Origin of the sequence: Paraglaciecola sp. 25GB23A, assembly GCF_040012495.1 — a bacterium.
Classification (GTDB): Bacteria; Pseudomonadota; Gammaproteobacteria; order Enterobacterales; family Alteromonadaceae; genus Paraglaciecola.
Genome location: NZ_JBDYKM010000001.1, coordinates 1,136,331 through 1,154,348 on the forward strand (window position 1 = coordinate 1,136,331; position 18,018 = coordinate 1,154,348).

Sequence of the window (18,018 nt, forward strand, 5' to 3'; positions counted from 1 at the left end):
TCATGTGCAAAGAGGTGTGCCGTTGAGCTATGCTCTGAATGAGCTTGTAGTTATTTTTTATCAGATAGAAGTAGGTAGATGATGAGAAAACTGAGTTATAAAAATTTTGTTGCAGCTATATTTTTTTGCGGACTTCTTACTCCTGTATCAGCTGAAAAAATTACTGTGGGTGTCTTAACATCCAGTGGTATTCAACGTTCCATGTACACCGCTTTTGCTAAAGACTTTGAAGCGGCAAATCCCACTATTGAGGTTGAAGTCTTATTTCGCAGTGATTCAGAATACAAGACTGATTTAGTAAAATGGTTTGCACAAGGCAGTGGACCAGATATCTTAAATTGGCAAGGAGGGGAGCGTCTTTACCAATATGTAAGAGATGGGTATGTAAAAGACATTAGTGATTTTTGGCAACAAAATAACTTAGAGGATGTATTTAGTGACGGCGCTAAAGGCGCTATTTCATATGAAGGCAAACGATTTGCCATTCCAATATCCTATTATCAGTGGGGTTTTTACTATCGTGAGTCTTTGTTTCAGAAATATAATTTGTCGCCACCCAATACGTGGCAAGAATTTTTGGACGTCTGCGCTAAGCTAAAAGCCGCTGGTATTACGCCAATAACGATTGGTGCTGAATTTAAGTGGCCTACGGCTGCATGGTTTGATTATATTAACTTGCGCATTAACGGGTTAACCTTTCATCAATCGTTGCTCAAGGGTGAAATTCCTTACACCGATCCTCGGGTCAGAGAAGTATTTGTGATCTGGAAAAATTTGCTTGACCAAGATTTTTTTGTTGATCGTTACAATGGTTGGAATTGGCAAGAGGCCATGCCTTTTATGTATCATAAGTTAGCTGGTATGACCTTGATTGGTAACTTCTTTGCTGGTGCGATGCCTTCCGCAATTAGAGATGACTTTCGCTTTTTTCGCTTTCCAATCATTGACAGTCAAATGGGCCTGTATGAAGAGGCACCACTTGATTTGTTTATGGTGCCAAGTTATGCCCGCAAAACACCAGCGATGGATAAGTTTTTACTATTTTTAGCGAGTAAACCATTTCAACAAGATTTTAATGAAAAATTAGGTATGATCTCGCCAAATGTGAGCAGTGAGTCAAGTTCTGATTATTTTATCAAAGAAGGGAGTCGAATTTTAAATGCTTCTGCCGGTGTTTCACAATTTTTTGATAGGGATGCCAACGCTGATATGGCCGGCGCTGCCACCGAAATCTTCACCGTATTCATGGACAGTAGAGATATTTCATTGGCATTAGATAAGCTAGAACAAGCGCGCAAAAAATATATGCCGTAAACGCATTTTTTTTTGAGTGTAAGCTGAATAAATATGACATCAGACTGGGTTAGCTTGACCAATGCACTAATCTCGGATTTATTTTCATACTTGCTTGGGCTAATATGCTGCGACTTTGATTAGAGTCCAAATACTTATTAAATGAATGAGCCTAATTGCTCGCAGCTTACATAAAGCCTGAAGCTTAGTTTTGATAACTGTTTGACAGCATTTCAAATCCACGTTTCACTAGGCAGTATTGAGTGCTTCTCATCCCCAACAAAAAATATAAGCCCAAATCAACATATGCAAAGTAAATATGCTTTAGAGCTCCACCAACTCACTGCCAAACCCAGCAGACGATTAATCAACCAGGCATTAAAAGATGAGCAAGCACTAAACTCGACTTTTATTGGTCAAGACAGAGCTAAAGATGCGCTGGCATTTGGGCTCGATATCAACGCTCGTGGGTATAATCTATATGTAATGGGTGAGCAAGCCACTGGACGTTTTACCTTGGTCCGTGAATATATTGATAAATATGTTAATAGTGCAGCTACGCCTGATGACTGGTGTTATATCAATAATTTTGAAGATGAAAGAGAACCTTTTGCTTTACGCTTGCCTGCTGGCGAAAGTAAGACTTTATATAAAGAAATAAATATCTTATTGGATGAGTTGTTAGATACTTTTCCGGCTGCATTTGATAATCCTGGGTACCAACGTAAAAAAGCCGCCATAGCGAGAGAATTTGAACAGGGTTATGACAAAGCGATAGATGCCGTTGAATCACTGGCGCAGCGCAAAGGTGTCAGTTTGTTTGAAGAAGGTGGGGTTATTACCTTTTCGCCAGTGGTTGAAGGTAAAACTCTGACAGACCAAGATTTTGCAGAGTTAAATGAAGAGCAACGAACCCATTTTTATAAACTGATTGATGAATTAGAAGATAGTCTCAGTGAAGCTTTAATCGAGTTACCAAAATGGAAACGTGCTTCATCAGAAAAATTACGTGCGCTAAAAAACGCCACAGCAGAACAGGGGATTAAACCCCTATTGAAGAAGTTAGAACATAAATACGCTGCTGATTTGGCGATACTAAAATTTCTTCGGCAGTTAAAACCCCATTTGGTAGAGACGATTGTAGAATTACTGGCCGAAGAAAAGAAAGATGAGAAATCTGACGAGAGAGCTGACGACTTAGACAAGCGTAGTATTTTAGAGGAACAGTATCTACCTAATATTTTGGTTGCGCACTCTCTTGATAGTGGTGCGCCATTAATTTACGAACCCAATCCATCCCATCAAAATCTATTTGGTCGCATTGAATATACCAATGTTCAAGGCTCGGTCTATACCAATTATCGCATGATCCGCCCAGGGGCTTTGCATAAGGCCAATGGGGGATATTTATTATTAGATGTCGACAAATTAATTGAGCAACCTTATGCGTGGGAAACACTCAAATTAGTGCTCAAGTCGGGTATGTTGAAAATGGATATTCCTCAACATGATACGGGTATGGTTAATTCAATTACCCTCAATCCGCAGCAAATACCAATTAATGTAAAGGTCGTATTATTGGGCTCCAGGGACTTATATTATACGTTACAAGAATATGATGATGAGTTTTATGAGCTTTTTAGGGTGTTGGTGGACTTTGATCATGAAATCCCCTTGGACAAACAAACCTTATTTGATTTTGTTGGCCGAGCTAGAAGCCAAGTTAGTGCCCTTGGCTTGAGTGATATTTCAGCTAAAGCAATGTACCGCTTGGTTGAATTCAGCTTGCGTTTAGCTGAGCATCAAAACAGGCTATCCGCACGTTTTTCAGAAGTAATTGAATTGCTGCATGAAGCAGCCTACTTCTGCCGAAAAGCTGCGGTAACCTTATTAGATGTAACGCACATAGAGGCTGCTTTGGCGGCAAAAACTCACCGCACCGGCAGGGTAAGTGAAGCGGTACTGGATGATATAAAACAAGGGCAGATATTGATTGCCAGTGATGGGGTTGATGTTGGTAAAGTGAACGGATTAACGGTTTTAGAAGTGGGCGATTGTATGTTTGGTACCCCTGCTCGTATTACCTCTACCGTTTATGCTGGTGCCACTGGTGTAGTCGATATCGAGCGTGAAGTAGAGCTCGGTCAGCCAATCCATTCAAAGGGGGTGCTCTTATTGACCGGGTATCTAGGCCATAAATATGCTCAACTATTTCCCTTAACACTTTCAGCCAATATTGCGATAGAACAGTCTTATGGCCATATTGATGGTGATAGTGCTTCTTTAGCGGAATTGATTGCCTTAATTTCTGCTTTAACCAAAATTCCTGCGCGTCAAGATTTGGCTATTACCGGTTCCATAAATCAATATGGACAAGTGCAATCAGTGGGGGGCGTCAATGAAAAAATAGAAGGTTTTTTCAAATTGTGCCAACACCGCGAATTAACCGGCAAGCAGGGGGTGATTATTCCCAAATCAAATCAAATTAATTTGATGCTAGATAAAGAAATTATTGCCGCGGTTAAAAGTGGTAAATTTCATATATATGTAGTTGAAACAGTGGAGCAAGCCTTAGAGTTGTTAATGAATAAAGATGTCGGACAACTCAATAGTAAAGGTCGTTATCCCAAAGGATCAATCAATTACACTGCGGTGCTAAGTTTATTAAATATTGCCAACATCGTTAGTGGTGGCGAGGATTAAACTAATAAAGTACTGCTAGTTTTTAGCAATAAAACGCTGCGCAATTAAGGGCAAAAAAATGAAATTACTTGCTTCTAGATACTGCTTTTTGAACTAAATCTGCTACTATCCGGCGTTTGAAACACCAACTAAATATCGAAGTGTAGAATCATGCAAATTACAAAAAATAGCGTTGTTCAGTTTAACTATGTCATCAAAGAGCTTGATGGTAAAGAAGTAGAGAGTAACAAAGGCCAAGCGCCAGTTGCTTATTTGCACGGCCACAATGGCATGATGCCAGGTATCGAGAAAAATTTAGAAGGAAAACAAGCCGGCGAAAACGTTTCAGTTGAATTGCCCGCCAGTGAAACCTTTGGCGACGTGCTTGAAAACAGTGAACAACGAGTCTCCGTGAAACATTTACAAGGGGCTAGTAAGTGGTCTGCCGGTATGAGCGCAGTAGTCAACACTGAGCATGGTCAGAGACAAGTAACTATTGTAAAAGTCGGCAAATTCATGGCTACTGTAGATACCAATCATCCATTAGCAGGTAAAACCTTGCAGTTTGAATTAGATGTAGTTGCCGTGCGTGAAGCGACCGAAGAAGAATTGGAGCATGGTCATGCTCATGGTGAAGGCGGTCATCACCACTAAAAAAGAGGGATGCTGAGACTTTAGTTATCTCAGCATCCAACTTGGTTTCTATCACTAGAAACCTTTGTAAAAACTTTACTTCCTAGGTAACTCGACTTTATTTTCATCGCTCTGTCTATAAACGATCAATACATGGCCAATAACCTGTAGTTTTATGGATTTAGTTTCGCGCACAATGGCGTCCATAATTAAAGTTTTTTCTTCGCGGTCGTCAGATGGGACTTTTATTTTAATTAACTCATGATGGGCAAGAGCTCCATCAATTTCAGCTAATACGCCCTCTGTCAGGCCGTTTTGTCCTAATTGCACTACGGGTTTTAGCGAATGTGCTAAGCCCTTAAGATATTGCTTTTGTTTATTTGATAATGTCATGGCGTAATATTTCTTACAAAATTATTCAATACGAATGGTTGAAAAGCGTTATTCTACCGCCATAACTCGGTTATTCCTAATCACAACGCTAATCAATGACAAAGAAAAAGCAATCCGGTAGCAGTACACGTTGGCTTCAAGAACATTTCGCTGACAAATATGTGCAACAAGCGAAAAAACAAGGTTTACGCTCACGTGCCGTCTTCAAGATTGAAGAAATTCATCAAAAAGACAACTTGATCAGGCTCGGTATGAATGTAGTTGACTTAGGCGCTGCGCCCGGCGGGTGGTCACAATATGCTGTTGAACTTGTTGGGGATGCAGGCATGGTGATCGCTTGTGACATTCTGCCAATGGATTCATTAGCAGGGGTAGAGTTTTTACAAGGCGATTTCCGAGAAGAAACAGTTTTAAACGAATTGTTGAACAAAATCGGTGGAAAAAACGTAGACGTAGTAATGTCGGATATGGCGCCGAACATGAGTGGTAATGATGCTGCAGACCAAGCTAAGTCAATGTATTTGGTTGAGTTAGCTTTAGACATGTGCCATCAAGTGTTGAAACGCAATGGCAGTTTTATTGTCAAAGTATTTATGGGGGAAGGCTTTGATGATTATTTCAAAGCAGTGAAACAAGCGTTTACTGTGGTTAAAACTCGCAAGCCTGAGTCTTCAAGAGCACGCTCGCGGGAAGTTTATCTGGTAGCGACGGGCTATAAATTATAGTAACCTGATGGTCTGTGTTTAGACTCAGCAGAAATGAAACAATAGAGGTTAATTAACTTGAGCGATATGGCAAAGAACTTAATTTTATGGCTAGTAATTGCGGTAGTACTGATGTCGGTATTCCAAAATTTTTCTGGCAGTGAAACTACCAAGGTACAGACGGACTACACACAATTTTTGAGTGAGGTTCGCTCTGGTAATATTAACCGTGCCACCATTGATAAAGATTCGGGCGCCATTAATGGCGTTAAACGCAATGGTGAAGAGTTTGTTACCTATATCCCTTATCTTGATATGAAGTTAATGGATGACTTAGTCGAAAATAATGTTGCTGTTTTTGGTAAACCACCTGAAGAGTCTTCGATTTTAACTACTATTTTCATTTCATGGTTCCCGATGATTTTATTGATTGGTGTGTGGATCTTTTTCATGCGTCAAATGCAAGGCGGCGGTGGTCGTGGAGCTATGTCGTTTGGGAAAAGTAAGGCACGTTTATTAGGTGAAGATCAGATAAAGACTACTTTTGCCGATGTAGCAGGGTGTGATGAAGCAAAAGAAGATGTGTCTGAATTAGTCGACTTTTTGCGTGACCCCAGCAAATTCCAAAAGTTAGGTGGTAAAATACCCAAAGGTATATTGATGGTAGGTCCTCCAGGAACCGGTAAAACTTTATTAGCAAAAGCGATTGCTGGTGAAGCTAAAGTTCCTTTCTTCACTATTTCTGGCTCCGATTTTGTCGAAATGTTTGTTGGTGTTGGTGCTTCACGTGTTCGTGACATGTTCGAGCAAGCTAAAAAGTCAGCACCTTGTATTATATTCATCGATGAAATTGATGCCGTCGGCCGTAAGCGTGGCGCGGGTCTTGGTGGTGGTCATGATGAACGTGAGCAAACCCTCAACCAAATGTTAGTAGAGATGGATGGTTTTGAAGGTCATGAAGGTATTATTGTTATCGCTGCGACTAACCGCCCAGACGTGTTAGATCCAGCATTATTGCGTCCAGGTCGTTTTGACCGTCAAGTAATCGTTGGCTTACCTGACATTCGAGGTCGTGAGCAAATTTTAAAAGTACATATCCGTAAAGTACCTTGTGGCGATAATGTTGAACCCGGCGTCATTGCTCGTGGTACACCTGGTTTCTCAGGTGCTGATCTGGCTAACCTGGTCAATGAGGCTGCGTTATTTGCTGCTCGTACTGGCAAGCGTGTTGTGTCGATGGAAGAGTTTGATAAAGCCAAAGACAAGATCATGATGGGCTCTGAGCGTAAGAACATGGTTATGTCTGAGGAAGAGAAAACCAATACGGCCTACCATGAAGCAGGTCATGCAATTGTAGGTAAATTAGTACCTGAGCATGATCCAGTGTACAAAGTATCTATTATTCCACGCGGCAGAGCATTAGGCGTTACCATGTATTTGCCTGAACAGGATCGTTACAGCCACAGTAAACGTCATCTTGAAAGCATGATCTCTAGTTTATACGGTGGTCGTATTGCCGAGGCAATAACACTGGGTAATGAAGGTGTAACTACTGGTGCATCAAATGATATTGAACGTGCCAGTGAGCTTGCTCGTAAAATGGTTACGCAGTGGGGCTTGTCTGACAAGATGGGACCGCTGTTGTATGCAGAAGAAGAAGGCGAAGTATTTTTAGGTCGCTCTTCAGCTAAGTCACTGAGAATGTCTAATCAAACCGCCTTGGCGATTGATGAAGAAGTAAAAGATATTATCAACCGTAACTATGCACGAGCAGAGAAAATTCTGACTGAAAATCGCGATATCCTTGAATCAATGAAAGATTGTTTGATGAAATATGAAACCATCGATGCATTGCAAATTTCAGATTTAATGGCACGTAGAGAAGTTCGTCCACCCGCTGATTGGGTTAAGGATGAAAAGAAAAATGATACTAATAAACCAACAGGTGGAGCTCCGGTTGTTGATGGTGAGAAGAAGCCAGAAAAACCATCGAGTCCAGTTGGCAAACCTGGTGATGCAACAAGTTAATAGACTTTAATTGACTAATAAAACGCTTTGCTGGCATTGCCTCAAAGCGTTTTTTGTTAATTGAATTATTAGATTCACTTCAGCTTATAACGGAAAAACCACTTGCATGCAGTTTAAAGATAAATTTATTGATTTATCTAGCCCCAAAGTTATGGGGATTCTCAACGTAACCCCAGATTCATTTTCTGACGGCGGTATCTTTGTCCAAATCGATCAAGCTTTTTCGCAAGTCCAACAAATGGTGGAGGCGGGTGCGAGCTTTATTGATGTAGGAGGGGAGTCTACCCGACCAGGTGCAAAAGCTGTTTCTGAACAACAAGAGCTTGAACGCGTTATCCCCATTATCGAAGCTATTCATCAACGTTTTGATTGCGTTATTTCGATTGATACCAGCAAGGCGCTAGTAATGTCAGAAGCTGTGGCTGCCGGTGCAAGCTTAATCAATGATGTGCGTGCATTGCAGGAAGAGGGGGCCTTAATTGCTGCGGCAAAAGCACAAGTGCCGGTTTGCTTGATGCATATGCAAGGACAACCTCGTACAATGCAAACTGCGCCCGAATATCATGATGTGGTGAATGATGTAATTGAGTTTCTTAAAAAACGTATCGATTCATGTTTTCAAGCGGGTATAGAGGCGCACAATATTATAGTGGATCCTGGTTTCGGTTTTGGTAAAAATTTAGCGCATAATTATCAGTTACTCGCTAACCTTGATAAATTAAAGCAGCTTAACACTGCGATTTTAATAGGCTTATCAAGAAAATCGATGATTGGGAATGTTGTAAATAGAGCAGTAAATGAACGCTTGGCTGGCAGTATTAGTGCCGCACTTTTAGCCGTTCAACAAGGCGCGCAAATTATTCGAGTCCATGATGTTAAAGAAACAGTGGATGCGATAAAAATATTATTAATGATGAACACGTATAAGGAAAATCGTGATGAGCGATAGAAAGTATTTTGGCACAGATGGTATTCGCGGCAAGGTAGGTGAAAGCTTTATCAACCCTGAGTTTGTTATGAAGTTGGGTTGGGCTGCCGGTAAAGTGTTGGCAGGACAAGGCACGAATAAAGTCTTAATTGGTAAAGATACTCGGATTTCCGGTTATATGTTGGAATCAGCCTTAGAGGCAGGTTTATCTGCTGCGGGTATTAGTATTGGTTTGCTTGGCCCTATGCCAACCCCTGCTATTGCCTATCTTACTAAAACATTCAGATGCGAAGCCGGTATTGTTATTAGTGCCTCACACAATCCATATTACGACAATGGTATTAAGTTTTTTTCTGCCGATGGCATGAAGTTAGACGATGATATTGAATTAGCGATCGAAGCTCAAATGGAAAAACCAATGGAATGTGTAGCTTCTGACAAACTGGGTAAAGCCAGTCGAATAAACGACGCCGCTGGTCGCTATATTGAATTTTGCAAAGGTAACTTTCCCTCAGAGCTATCGCTCAAAGGATTAAAAATTGTGGTGGATTGTGCCCATGGCGCAACCTATCACATCGCCCCGAATGTACTCAGTGAGTTGGGTGCTGAAGTGATAGAAATCGGCACTGAGCCGAACGGTTTAAACATCAACCGCAAAGTGGGGGCAACATCAATGAAAGCCGTCACTGAAAGCGTATTAGAAAATCATGCCGACCTTGGTTTCGCCCTTGATGGCGATGGTGACCGTTTAATGCTGGTTGACCATAAAGGTAACGTTATTGACGGTGATCAAATTGTTTATATGATAGCCAGAGACGTACTTAAATCAGGTCAGCTTAAAGGCGGCGTTGTTGGCACAGTAATGAGTAACTTGGGTTTAGAAGTGGCGCTTGCCACCCTCGGTGTGCCGTTTGTCCGCAGTAAAGTGGGCGACCGATACGTCATGGAACTGTTGCAGCAAAAAGGCTGGTCAATTGGTGGCGAGAGCTCAGGCCACGTATTGAATCTTGCTGCTGCATCTACCGGAGACGGAATAGTGGCGGGGCTGCAAGTATTAGCCGCCATGTTGCGTGCTCACATGACGCTCAATGAGCTAGCTCGAGGAATGGAAAAATATCCTCAAACTTTACTTAATATCAGATTTACTGAAGGTCAAAACCCTTTGGAGCATGTATCAGTGCAACAAGCTGTGATTGAGGCAGAGAAAAATCTCGGTGATAAAGGGCGAGTTTTACTTAGAAAAAGTGGAACTGAACCCTTGATTCGTGTCATGGTTGAAGCGAATGATGCCGGTGCTTCTAGCCAATGGGCTGAATATATCGCTGATACTGTACGTAAAGTAATCGAATAAGTAACTAAGCACTTAAATATCAAGCTTGGTGCTTGTATATTTAAGTGCGGTTGGTTAATATCTCGCGCGCTTTTTTATAAGCGGCCTAAGGAATTAAAGTGCAAATATTATCTCGTCGACCCATCGTTGCTGGTAACTGGAAAATGAACGGTAACAAATCATTAGTCAGCTTACTTGAAGATAAGTTAGCTCATGAAGATTTGTCCCATCTTGATGTGGTAATTTGCCCACCATTCCCTTATTTGGGTTTGTTTGGAGATACTGTCTCCTTAGGTGCGCAAAATATGAGTATGCACGACTCTGGTGCCCATACTGGCGAAGTTTCTGCATCTATGTTGCAAGAAACAGGTTGCAGTTATGTAATACTAGGGCACTCTGAGAGACGCGCTGACCATGCAGAGACAAATGAAATTGTCGCTCTAAAGGTAGAGAAAGCCTTAGCTGCGGGTTTGACTCCCATTTTATGTGTGGGAGAAACAGAGGAAATTCGTGATGGTGGCAATCTGTTTGCATTTTTAGCAGAGCAAATTGACGCTGTTGAACAGCAAATTGGTATTTTGCAGTTCGCACATATTGTTTTGGCTTATGAGCCCATTTGGGCAATCGGTACGGGTAAAACCGCCAGTCCAGAGCAAGCGCAAGAAGTTCACCAATTTTTACGTGAACATCTAGCCAAAAAGAATAGTGACATTGCAACTAAAATTAACATTTTATATGGCGGCAGTGTTAAGGGCAGCAATGCCAAAGAGTTATTTAGTCAACAAGACGTAGATGGTGGATTGATTGGCGGTGCCAGTTTAAATCCAGAAGATTTTTTAAGTATTTGCTTAGCGGCAAAGCAATAGAGGCAAGTGATGGATTTTTACGAAATTTTAATTTTTGTGTATGTAATCGTAGCACTTATGTTGATTGGATTTGTATTGATCCAACAAGGTAAAGGCGCAGATATGGGGGCTTCCTTTGGTAGTGGTGGTTCAAATACTGTTTTCGGTTCTACTGGTTCTGGTAACTTTTTAACGCGCACTACAGCAATATTAGCGACCTTGTTTTTTGTTATCAGTTTAATACTCGGTACGCAAACGAATAAAAAAGAAAAAGCGTTAGATGACTGGCAGAATATTGAAGTACCAGTAATAGAACAACCTGTTGATTCTGATGTGCCTGCAACGGTTACTGCCAAAGACAGTGATGCGCCGATGACTGCAGCACCTCAAGAAGAGTTAGAAGTTCCAAACTAAAGTTTAAAAAAGCGGATGTGGTGGAATTGGTAGACACGCCATCTTGAGGGGGTGGTGAGCATAGCTTGTGAGGGTTCGAGTCCCTCCATCCGCACCATATAAATGAAGGGCTGTAACGGTAAGATGTTACGGCCTTTTTTTTTATGGTGTAAAAATGCGGTAAAAAGAACACATTAATAGAGATGAAAAAGTGGTTTTATCGTTTTATATGCTAAATATCCTTTAGGTAAACACGTGGTATAATTTTTGTGGGTTATTTTTGTAGTATGGCGATGCTAATTACCCCTTTTATACGATCCTAAGTCTACAGGAAGGGGTTATATTCGATAGCATTACTTAGGCAAAAAATAGTTTCTCCAAGTGCATCAAATCCTTGTATGATCAGTGTTGAGATGGTCCAACATTATGTGGTAGTTAGATGTCTAATACTTATAAAAACATGCGCTGGTTTGTTATATTCCTGTCATCTGCTTGTTTTAGTCTTGCTGCTTATTCTCAGGATACTTTAAGTGTGTTGGCATGGCCTGGGTATGCTGATTCAGATTTAGTGAACATTTTTGAACAGCGTTATCAGGTTAAGGTTAATGTCACCATAGTTGACTCTGATGACACGATGTGGACTCGGTTAAATGCAGGTAAAGGGGACAAATTTGATGTGTTTGCTGTTAATACCGCCCAATTACAACGTTACATTGATAAGGGCATCAGCGTTCCCTTAACATTGTCTAATATCCCAAATAGTAAAAAACAACTGCCACGTTTTAGCGATCTTTCTTCAATACCTGGTCTGATCCGAAATGGTAAAATATATGCCATTCCTTACACTTATTCAGAAATGGGTCTTATTTATGATCGAAAAGAGTTTAGTCAGCCTCCTGATTCTTTTTCGGTGATGTGGGATAAACGTTATCAAGGTCGAGTATTGATGTATGCGGGGAGTGAGCACAATTTTTCGTTTGCCGCGTTATCGCTTGGTTTAAAAAATCCTTTTCAGATCCCAAATTCAGAGTTTGGTTTGGTGACCCAGCAAGTTATTGCTTTGCGCAGAAATATTTTGACTTATTATGAGAAACCGGAAGAAGCGACACTGCTATTTAACGAAAATCATATTGCAGTAATGTTCGCAAATTATGGTTCTCAACAAGTCAAAATGCTCAAAGAAACTCAAGCTAATATTGGTTATGTTATCCCCAATGAAGGTGCTTTAGCTTGGTTGGATTGTTGGTCTGTTACTCGTGACGCTAAAAATAAAAAATTAGCGGAGCATTGGATTAACTTTCTATTGGAACAAAAGGTAAGCCATGCTCTATCAGAAAGACAAGGCTTAGCAAATACGCTTGAAGAACCAGAAGGGTTAACCGCATCAGATAAACTTATCTGGTTGGAGCGGGTCGAAAATATGGATAAACGGAAACTGCTTTGGGATAGAGTTATCTCTGGCGAAGTGCCGGAAGAATTTTAATGGCAGCAGTATCATCAAATAATAATGAGCCTGTAAAGTTTGGCATTGCGATTAAACTTACAATCCTACTGTCCCTCTTTGGGATTTTAGCCAGCGCTTCTACAGGGTATTTCACCTTTAATGCGACACGCGATATTTTATCGGATAAAGCGACGCAAGGAATGATTGATGCCACAAAACTTCTCGGCCGACGTTTTTATTCGATGGCTAATGAGGCCGCAAACCAAACAAGAGTTCTGGCAAATACAAAGTTAGTAGACGCTTCTTTTGGCCATGAAAGCTCCTCGATTATTGCTCGAGAATCTTTGTCAGATAATTTCAAAAGTTTATTGTCGGTTTATCCTGAATATTTTCAAGTTCGATTAATTGGCGCGCAAGAGTATGGTCGCGAAATGGTGCGGGTTGACCGGGATGAAGGCCAACTAGTTGTGGTCCCTCAAACTCATCTGCAAGAAAAACAACATTATCCTTATGTTTATAAAGCCTTAAAACTGAATAAAGGAGAAGTTTTCTTTTCGAAAATTTTCATAAATCATGAACGGGGGGCTCATGCAGGATTAGGTCAACCTACATTGCAGGTTGCATCGCCTGTTATTGATGACAAAGGAAAAGCGATTGGGGTGATTGTCATTAATGTCGACTTGAATTTGATGTTTAGCATATTGAAGTCAGATATGTCTGAGGAGTATCAACTGTATTTGACTAATGAGACAGGTGATTTTCTTATTCATCCAAATAGGCTAGAAACTTTTGGTTTTGATCGTGGGCGACAATTTTTAGTACAAGAGACCTTTCAGCCAGTTGATCAAATTATTAATTCTGGCGCACAAGCCGTCAGTGTTCGCCAAAGGCTAGGTGTTGATAATATTGAAAGTATCGGTGGGTTTACCAGTATTCCTTTTAGTCAATCTACTGGTAATCGTTTTGTTATTATCGGTTTAACAGTGCCGATTGATTTTGTTTTATCTGAAACGAACACCTTGACTGAAACAGGTCTGCGGGTTGTTTTGGGATTGAGTTTTCTCGGTATTCTTATATCGCTCATAGTGGCGAGAATATTTGTGCGGCCTTTGAAGAACTTGGTAGCAGTTGTGCGTCGGTTTAGCGAGACAAATCAGGTGACTCGACTCACCAATTATAAGCAGGATGAACTAGGGCTGCTGGCAAATAGTATCGTCAGTATGCAAGAAGGTATTTTAACTCATTTAAATAATCTTAATGACCAAAATACTCAACTCAATCACGAAATTCACGAGCGAGAAAAAATTGAAGCTTATGATAAATTCCACACACATACATTAGAGTTATTGGGCCAAAATAAAAATTTAAATGATATCCTTGCAACGATCGTTTTAGGGATAGAGGGGCTAAAAGAAAAATTTATTTGTAGCATCCTCTTGATTGATAAAAGCGGTAAAAAATTTGTTAGAGTGATTGCCCCAAACTTACCTGACTTTTATAACGAAGCGCTTGAGGGGGTTGAAATTGGCATAGGTGTTGGTTCTTGTGGTACAGCGGCGTTCACAAAAGAACTGGTCATTGTTGAAGACATTCAGACGCACCCTTTTTGGAATGATTATAAAGTATTAGCAGCGCAGGCAAACTTAGCTTCATGTTGGTCTCAGCCTATTATCTCTTCATCAGGCTTAACATTAGGCACTTTTGCAATGTATTGTCGTGAAGTGGCTGCCCCTTCTGCAGATGATATAGAACTCATTAAGAGAACGGCTCGCTTAACTAGTGTTTCAATTGAACGAAAGTATGCAGAAGAAGAAGTTAATAATCTTGCTTTTTTTGACTCACTGACCCTGCTACCGAATAGGCGCTTATTACTCGACCGTTTGAATCAGGAGCTCGCGGCAAGAGCACATAACAAAAAGCTCGCCGCTCTTCTATTTATTGATCTGGATAAATTCAAGGCGCTGAATGACTCATTAGGCCATGATATGGGTGACCTATTATTACAACAAGTCGCGAGTCGAATCAAAGCTAGTGTAAGAGAGAGTGACACAGTGTCTCGTTTAGGTGGTGACGAGTTTGTTGTCATGCTTAAAGGACTCAGTGAACAAGTGATTGCCGCAGTGTCCGAAGCGGACGTTGTCGGCAACAAAATTCTACATTCATTGTCTGAAACCTACCAACTCGCTTCTCATCAATACCTTATAACACCGAGTATTGGTATTACATTATTAAGTGCAAACCATCAAAATGCTGATGAAGTATTTAAGCAAGCTGATATTGCTATGTATCAGTCTAAAAAAACAGGTGGCTGCGCGCTATCTTTCTATGACCCCGACATGCAAGCTCATCTTATTTCGCGTATTCGTATTGAAACCGAATTACGTGAAGCCATTAGCAAGGGAAAACAACTTGAACTTTACTATCAACCTCAGATTAACTCATTAGATATTGTAACGGGGGCTGAAGCGCTAATTCGTTGGAATACTTTGGACCGAGGTATTGTGTCTCCAGTGGAGTTTATTGCTATTGCGGAAGAATCAGGTTTGATTTTACCCTTGGGAGATTGGGTTTTAGAAACAGCCTGCCAGCAACTTGCAAGTTGGGCATTAGAAGAAAAATCAGCTCATTTGACCTTGGCCGTGAATGTTAGTGCAAGACAAATGGGCGTTCCTGCATTTGTTGAGAATATATTAAGTATCGTTAGTCAGGCGAATATTAACCCTGAGAAACTGAAGCTAGAGATTACAGAAAGCATCTTATTGGAAAACATGGAAGATACAATTATAAAAATGACAGCACTTAAGGCTCGAGGTATAAAATTTTCTATCGACGATTTTGGTACCGGATATTCGTCTTTGCAATACCTAAAACGTTTACCATTGGATCAGCTTAAAATTGACAAATCATTTATTCAAGATATTGAAAATGACCCGAATGATAGAGCAATTGTACGGACGATTATTGCTATGGCAAATAGTTTAAATTTAGAGGTGATCGCTGAGGGCGTGGAAACAGAAAAACAGAGGGAACTACTGATTAACAAAGGCTGTTTTAACTACCAAGGATATTTGTTCAGTAAACCCTTGCCTGTGACAATGTTTAACCAGTACCTGACAATGCATTAAATCTAATCTACAAACCCATGGGGGCAGAATCTTACAGCATAGCCCCCACTATTGCTGTTACCGTTCTAACTTGACATGGTTAGCAAATTAACAAGACACCTATGATAACGATCTGCCAAAAAATAGTTTTGCGATTTATTAAGATGGGTGTCTTTGTAATTATCCCAATTTGCCTGGCACAAAAATACAATTACAGCGTAATGCTTGGATCGGCTACCCGAAGTTGATTATCTCAATGCGTTATTTACTGCTACTAATTCTGACTTTTCAGAGTTGATTAAAATGCGTTTAAAAGTAGGTTTGCTTCCATAAACGTGCCTAGCGAACAGCTCCCTGAACTACACATATTTGGTAGGGGTATTTCGACTTTAAACACTCTTAATCGCCTAAAAGTTGTAGTTGCTCATACCCGAACATTTATTCCAGACCCCGCAGGTATTTCATCGGCTCTGACCCCCTACTAGCATTTTATTTTGGGTATATCGCTCCATTGAGTCGTATATTGAGGTGACAAGAACTCACGACGCATTGCAAATTTCTGTTCAAATCCTTTCGCTGCAATATGTAAAGTGGAACGGCCAAATCGAGCGTTAATCTTATCCATGCATTTCATCAATTCAGGGTTGTCTGTTGACTCGTTGAATAGGTCAAACTGAAACAATTGCTCGCGATGTAAATCCATCAAGCCCACACCACACTTATAATAACGAATGCTTGACTGATACAAACTAGGCATGGCCGCTTGAATCACTTTGATGATGTTTCGGGTATCGTTAGTGGGCACAGTAAATCGATGAAAATAGGATTGCTTAAAATATCCTTCTGAGTCATGGGGTGAATTTGTAGCAAACACGATCATGTTGCTAGCCAAACTTTCTTGTTTACGCAGTTTTTTTGCCACAACTTCAGCATGAGTGGCTAATGCCGCCCGTAATACTTCATTATCAGTAACGCGTTGCCCAAAGCTTCGGGTGCTATATATTTCTTTTTTAGAGGCTCGCACATCATCCCACGCGTTCCGCACTTCACCATTAAGCTCTCTCACTGTGCTTTCAAGTAAAATAGAGAAGTCTTTTCTGATTTGGGTTGGTGATTTATTGGCTAAATCCCAAGCCGTTTTGATGCCCATAAAGTTGAGCTGTTTCCCCAGCCTATTACCTATGCCCCATACATCAGTGACAGTCATTTGTGACAGGATAGCTTGGCGAGTGCTTTGACTATCAATCACGGCAACACCATCAAATCCCGCTAACTTTTTAGACGCAAAGTTTGCGGCTTTGGCTAATGTTGGTGTGGCTCCCATGCCCACCCCAATAGGCAATCTAACTTCACGCCACACGGTTCTTCTGATTGCGCGCCCTAAGCTCTCCCAGCCTTCTTGGGGCGGTGCCGAGTTTTTGCCGTAATACAAAAAACACTCATCTATCGAGTAAACATTAATATCAGGTGCAAATCGTGCACAGGTATCCATCATTCGCTGACTTAAATCCGCATAGAGCTCGTAATTACTTGAACGGATAACAGCGCCTGCGGCTTCAAGCTCTTTTCTGACTTGAAAGTAGGGCACAAACTTCTTGCCAATCCCCATGCGCTTGGCAATACCACAGGCCGCGCAAATACAACCGTCGTTGTTTGTTAATACCACAACAGGTTTATTACGTATGCTTGCATCAAACACTTTCTCGCAGCTCGCATACATACTATTTGCATCACATAAGGCGTACATTAAATCTTTTTCTTAATTGGTCTATGAAGCCGAATGGAGCGTGTTACCACACCTTCTACTTGGAATTCATCACCGTCTTGTAAAAAATACGGCGCAAGGCCATTTCCAGCTGATATCAAGCAGCGCTGGATTTTATCGATCTTTTTACACACGAAAACACCATTGAGGTTAGCGACCACAATATCGTGATTTTTAATTTCTTGGGCACGGTCAACAATCAGCAAGTCACCTGAAAATATGCCCACTCCTCGCATTGATTCTCCCTCAGCTATACCGATGTAGGTAGCAGAGGGGTGGTCTATGAGTAATTGGTCTAAATCTAGGTTAAGTTGTGTGTATTCTGTTGCTGGCGACTCAAAACCAACAAGTCCAGCATGTGCTTTAATAGGAATAAATTTTAACATTAACTGTAATTATATACAGTTGTTTGTGTTTAAGATATTAGTGTTTGAAAAAAGATGAATAAAATATGAAAGGGTAAAAAGAACCAAAAT

General features: G+C 40.8%; 14 protein-coding genes and 1 tRNA gene. 12 read left to right on the forward strand and 3 right to left on the reverse strand.

Annotated features, from left to right (window positions below):
- Positions 1-78: 78 nt before the first annotated feature.
- From ABKW31_RS04810 to ABKW31_RS04820, 3 genes are all read left to right on the forward strand, one after another.
- Positions 79-1,314: an ABC transporter substrate-binding protein gene (locus ABKW31_RS04810; protein ID WP_348615085.1), complete on the forward strand. Its 1,236-nt coding sequence runs from the start codon at positions 79-81 to the stop codon at positions 1,312-1,314.
- Positions 1,315-1,599: 285 nt separating this feature from the next.
- Entirely contained in the window at positions 1,600-3,996 is a 2,397-nt protein-coding gene (locus tag ABKW31_RS04815) for an ATP-binding protein (RefSeq protein WP_348615086.1), read from the forward strand.
- Between the two features lie 150 nt (positions 3,997-4,146).
- The gene (locus ABKW31_RS04820) at positions 4,147-4,629 is read left to right on the forward strand and encodes a peptidylprolyl isomerase (protein WP_348615087.1); all 483 of its coding nucleotides are present in this window, start codon (positions 4,147-4,149) and stop codon (positions 4,627-4,629) included.
- A gap of 75 nt (positions 4,630-4,704) precedes the next feature.
- On the opposite strand, the gene yhbY is transcribed toward ABKW31_RS04820, so the two are convergent.
- Entirely contained in the window at positions 4,705-5,001 is a 297-nt protein-coding gene (gene yhbY / locus ABKW31_RS04825; RefSeq protein ID WP_348615088.1) for a ribosome assembly RNA-binding protein YhbY, read from the reverse strand.
- A gap of 95 nt (positions 5,002-5,096) precedes the next feature.
- Between yhbY and rlmE the strand changes: the two genes are divergently transcribed.
- From rlmE to ABKW31_RS04870, 9 genes are all read left to right on the forward strand, one after another.
- Positions 5,097-5,726, forward strand: coding sequence for a 23S rRNA (uridine(2552)-2'-O)-methyltransferase RlmE (gene rlmE, locus ABKW31_RS04830; protein WP_348615089.1), 630 nt, complete (start codon positions 5,097-5,099; stop codon positions 5,724-5,726).
- Positions 5,727-5,783: 57 nt separating this feature from the next.
- Positions 5,784-7,733, forward strand: coding sequence for an ATP-dependent zinc metalloprotease FtsH (gene ftsH, locus ABKW31_RS04835; RefSeq protein WP_348615090.1), 1,950 nt, complete (start codon positions 5,784-5,786; stop codon positions 7,731-7,733).
- Between the two features lie 106 nt (positions 7,734-7,839).
- Positions 7,840-8,682 (forward strand): dihydropteroate synthase, encoded by an 843-nt coding sequence (gene folP, locus ABKW31_RS04840; RefSeq protein ID WP_348615091.1) that lies wholly within the window; start codon positions 7,840-7,842, stop codon positions 8,680-8,682.
- Positions 8,672-10,012, forward strand: coding sequence for a phosphoglucosamine mutase (gene glmM, locus ABKW31_RS04845; protein ID WP_348615093.1), 1,341 nt, complete (start codon positions 8,672-8,674; stop codon positions 10,010-10,012). The genes folP and glmM overlap by 11 nt, the downstream gene beginning before the upstream one ends.
- A gap of 98 nt (positions 10,013-10,110) precedes the next feature.
- Complete coding sequence (gene tpiA, locus ABKW31_RS04850; protein WP_348615094.1) at positions 10,111-10,857, forward strand: triose-phosphate isomerase; 747 nt, start codon at positions 10,111-10,113, stop codon at positions 10,855-10,857.
- A 9-nt stretch (positions 10,858-10,866) separates the two neighbouring features.
- Entirely contained in the window at positions 10,867-11,250 is a 384-nt protein-coding gene (gene secG, locus ABKW31_RS04855) for a preprotein translocase subunit SecG (RefSeq protein WP_348615095.1), read from the forward strand.
- 11 nt (positions 11,251-11,261) lie between these two features.
- Positions 11,262-11,347, forward strand: a tRNA-Leu gene (locus ABKW31_RS04860).
- Positions 11,348-11,668: 321 nt separating this feature from the next.
- Positions 11,669-12,712, forward strand: a complete 1,044-nt coding sequence (locus ABKW31_RS04865) for an extracellular solute-binding protein (RefSeq protein ID WP_348615096.1) — start codon at positions 11,669-11,671, stop codon at positions 12,710-12,712.
- Complete coding sequence (locus ABKW31_RS04870; RefSeq protein WP_348615097.1) at positions 12,712-15,798, forward strand: EAL domain-containing protein; 3,087 nt, start codon at positions 12,712-12,714, stop codon at positions 15,796-15,798. The genes ABKW31_RS04865 and ABKW31_RS04870 overlap by 1 nt, the downstream gene beginning before the upstream one ends.
- Positions 15,799-16,258: 460 nt before the next feature.
- Here the strand turns inward: ABKW31_RS04870 and ABKW31_RS04875 are convergent, their stop codons facing one another.
- Complete coding sequence (locus ABKW31_RS04875; RefSeq protein ID WP_348615098.1) at positions 16,259-17,524, reverse strand: Y-family DNA polymerase; 1,266 nt, start codon at positions 17,522-17,524, stop codon at positions 16,259-16,261.
- Entirely contained in the window at positions 17,524-17,928 is a 405-nt protein-coding gene (locus ABKW31_RS04880; protein WP_348615099.1) for a S24 family peptidase, read from the reverse strand. The genes ABKW31_RS04875 and ABKW31_RS04880 overlap by 1 nt, the downstream gene beginning before the upstream one ends.
- Positions 17,929-18,018 lie beyond the last annotated feature (90 nt).

Bases quoted from the DNA above. Each gene is read 5' to 3' on its own strand.
- ABKW31_RS04875 (WP_348615098.1), bottom strand. From the start codon at position 17,524: ATGTACGCCTTATGTGATGCAAATAGTATGTATGCGAGCTGCGAGAAA.
- glmM (WP_348615093.1), top strand. From the start codon at position 8,672: ATGAGCGATAGAAAGTATTTTGGCACAGATGGTATTCGCGGCAAGGTA.
- secG (WP_348615095.1), top strand. From the start codon at position 10,867: ATGGATTTTTACGAAATTTTAATTTTTGTGTATGTAATCGTAGCACTT.
- ABKW31_RS04865 (WP_348615096.1), top strand. From the start codon at position 11,669: ATGTCTAATACTTATAAAAACATGCGCTGGTTTGTTATATTCCTGTCA.
- ABKW31_RS04815 (WP_348615086.1), top strand. From the start codon at position 1,600: ATGCAAAGTAAATATGCTTTAGAGCTCCACCAACTCACTGCCAAACCC.
- ABKW31_RS04880 (WP_348615099.1), bottom strand. From the start codon at position 17,928: ATGTTAAAATTTATTCCTATTAAAGCACATGCTGGACTTGTTGGTTTT.
- ABKW31_RS04820 (WP_348615087.1), top strand. From the start codon at position 4,147: ATGCAAATTACAAAAAATAGCGTTGTTCAGTTTAACTATGTCATCAAA.
- ABKW31_RS04870 (WP_348615097.1), top strand. From the start codon at position 12,712: ATGGCAGCAGTATCATCAAATAATAATGAGCCTGTAAAGTTTGGCATT.
- rlmE (WP_348615089.1), top strand. From the start codon at position 5,097: ATGACAAAGAAAAAGCAATCCGGTAGCAGTACACGTTGGCTTCAAGAA.
- folP (WP_348615091.1), top strand. From the start codon at position 7,840: ATGCAGTTTAAAGATAAATTTATTGATTTATCTAGCCCCAAAGTTATG.
- ABKW31_RS04810 (WP_348615085.1), top strand. From the start codon at position 79: ATGATGAGAAAACTGAGTTATAAAAATTTTGTTGCAGCTATATTTTTT.
- yhbY (WP_348615088.1), bottom strand. From the start codon at position 5,001: ATGACATTATCAAATAAACAAAAGCAATATCTTAAGGGCTTAGCACAT.